Origin of the sequence: Haliscomenobacter sp., assembly GCF_040403615.1 — a bacterium.
In the GTDB taxonomy this organism is placed as follows: Bacteria; Bacteroidota; Bacteroidia; order Chitinophagales; family Saprospiraceae; genus Haliscomenobacter.
Window position 1 is genome coordinate 1 of record NZ_JBBAKG010000247.1, and the last position, 2,276, is coordinate 2,276.

2 protein-coding genes are annotated in these 2,276 nt (G+C 49.6%); both read left to right on the top strand.

What is annotated here, in order from left to right:
* The coding region (locus tag ABW391_RS29305; RefSeq protein WP_353485454.1) for a T9SS type A sorting domain-containing protein at positions 1–347 on the top strand (347 nt) is incomplete at its 5' end.
* 199 nt (positions 348–546) lie between these two features.
* On the top strand, positions 547–2,226 hold the full coding sequence (rlmF, locus tag ABW391_RS29310) for a 23S rRNA (adenine(1618)-N(6))-methyltransferase RlmF (RefSeq protein ID WP_353485455.1): 1,680 nt from the start codon (positions 547–549) through the stop codon (positions 2,224–2,226).
* The last annotated feature ends 50 nt before the right edge of the window (positions 2,227–2,276 follow it).

A 2,276-nucleotide genomic window follows, 5' to 3' on the forward strand; every position in this document is an offset into this window, starting at 1 on the left:
CTGTCGTTGATGAGACCAGTAAAATTCTGGCCTGCTTCACCCTTTCCAATCTTCCGCCAGGCTTGACGGCTCCTCGGCTCCCCACTGCAATCGGCAAAGAAAACCTGCGGATGATTCGCACCTATCCCAATCCAAGCGACCAAAAACTGCTGGTAGAATGGGTGCCACAGCAGGGTGCTTCTACTTTGGTATTGCGCAATACTGCTGGTCAGGCATTGCGTACAGCGGCCATGCCTCCGCTGGCAAGCCAGCATGCTTTTGACCTGAGCGAATTGCCCGCAGGATGGTACTTGGTTGAATGGCAGAGTGGTGAGAAGCGGGAAGTGGCGAAGATCGTTAAGAAGTGATGAATTTTTCGAATGACAAATAGCCGGCACTTCGGCTACGCTCAGTGACCGGCTATTTGTCATTCGAAAAATTCGTCACTTGCTCCAATTCCTCAGAGAAAAAAATGAATAGAAATACGACTCCAAAAACTAATTCATTTCATTCAATTATAAAGTGTTACCTTACGCCCCTTAAATTTTAGTCAAACGGAAAATTGTTATGCCGAGAAAGAACGAAGAGGATCCCAAAGGAAAACCCAAAAGAAATTCCAGCGCGTATCCAAAAAGGAAATCCAGTGGGGGCCCTTCCAAGCGTAAAACGAGCTCAGGTCCTGGTGGACGATCAGGAGATCGCCCTGCCGGAAAGTCGAGCACTAACCCCAAGAAAAGACCCGACCATTCTAAAGGGGACTCTGGCGAACGCCCGGAAAGAAAGCCGGGTGAATACCCCAAGAAAAAAACGGATTATCCGAAAGGAGACTCCAACGAGCGTCCGGAAAGAAATTCAGGAGATAGGCCGAAAAGAAACTCCACGGGATATTCCAGAGATGGAGGGCCAGGGGAACGTCCGGAAAGAAACTCGGAAGATCGGCCGAAAAGAAACTCCACTGGCTACTCCAGAGATGGCGGGCCGGGAGAACGTCCAGAAAGAAACTCAGAAGATCGGCCAAAACGTAACTCCACAGGCTATTCTAGAGATGGCGGCCCAGGCGAACGCCCGGAACGCAGATCAGGTGAAGGACCACCACGCCGTAAATCGAATGACGGGCCTTCCCGGAATTCAAGCGAGCGTCCGGATCGGAACATGGGAGATGGGCCAAAACGCAGATCGAATGATCGGCCTAAACCCAAGCCAAAAGACCGTGCCAAAGTACAATCGAGTCTGCCCCATCAAGGCAAGAAACCCAAAGATAAAGGCAAGGATAAAGACAAAGACCTCCCGAAGTTTCACCCGCGCAACCAGCACCAGCAGCGTTACGATTTCAAACGCTTGGTAGAAAGTTTGCCGGAATTGGCACCGTTTGTGAAAATGAACATGCACAACGAGGAGTCGATCAGCTTCACGGATCCTGAAGCAGTGAAAATGTTGAACATTGCCTTGCTGAAGCACTATTATGGTGTGGAAGGCTGGGACATTCCGGCCACTTATCAGGTTCCGGCCACGCCAGTGCGGGCGGATTACATCCACCACATTGCCGAACTGTTGGGCAGCTACAACGATAGAGTCATTCCTACTGGGGCCAAAATCAAGTGTTTGGACATTGGGGTAGGGGCAAGTTGCATTTACCCCATCATCGGTAGAAAAGAATACGAGTGGTCGTTTATTGGTGCTGATATTGACCCGGTGGCCATTGAATCAGCCAATGCGATCATTGAAGCGAATGCTTTTTTGAAAGAAGGGGTTGAATGCAGGTTGCAGCCCAATCCGAAGGATATTTTCCAGGGTATCATCCAAAATGGAGAAAAGATTGACCTGGCGATTTGCAATCCGCCTTACCACATTGCTCCAGCCAAAGAAGCTGAATCAGAGTCGAAGCGCAAGCCCAGCACCCTGAAAATGAAGAAGGCCGTGCAGGCGATCATCAAACAGGGTATCGAAAACGGTGAACTGAGTTGCGAAGGTGGCGAAGAGGCTTTCCTGCAAATCATGATCAGCCAAAGCCAGCAGTTTGCCAAGTCTTGCTATTGGTTCTCTACCTTGGTAGGTAAGCAGTCACACCAAAAGAGCGCTTACAAAGCCCTCGAAAAGCTTGGGGCAAAAGAGCTGAAAATCATTCCAATGGGTCAGGGCAACAAATCCAGCCGTTTGTTGGTCTGGAGCTTCCTGAACCGGGAGGAACAGAAAGAATGGAGAGATACACGCTGGAATGATGTTCCGGCAAATGAAAGGGGGGAATAAGCGTGGATTTTTATTTCGCGCAGATTTGACGCAGATTTATTCGCAGATTT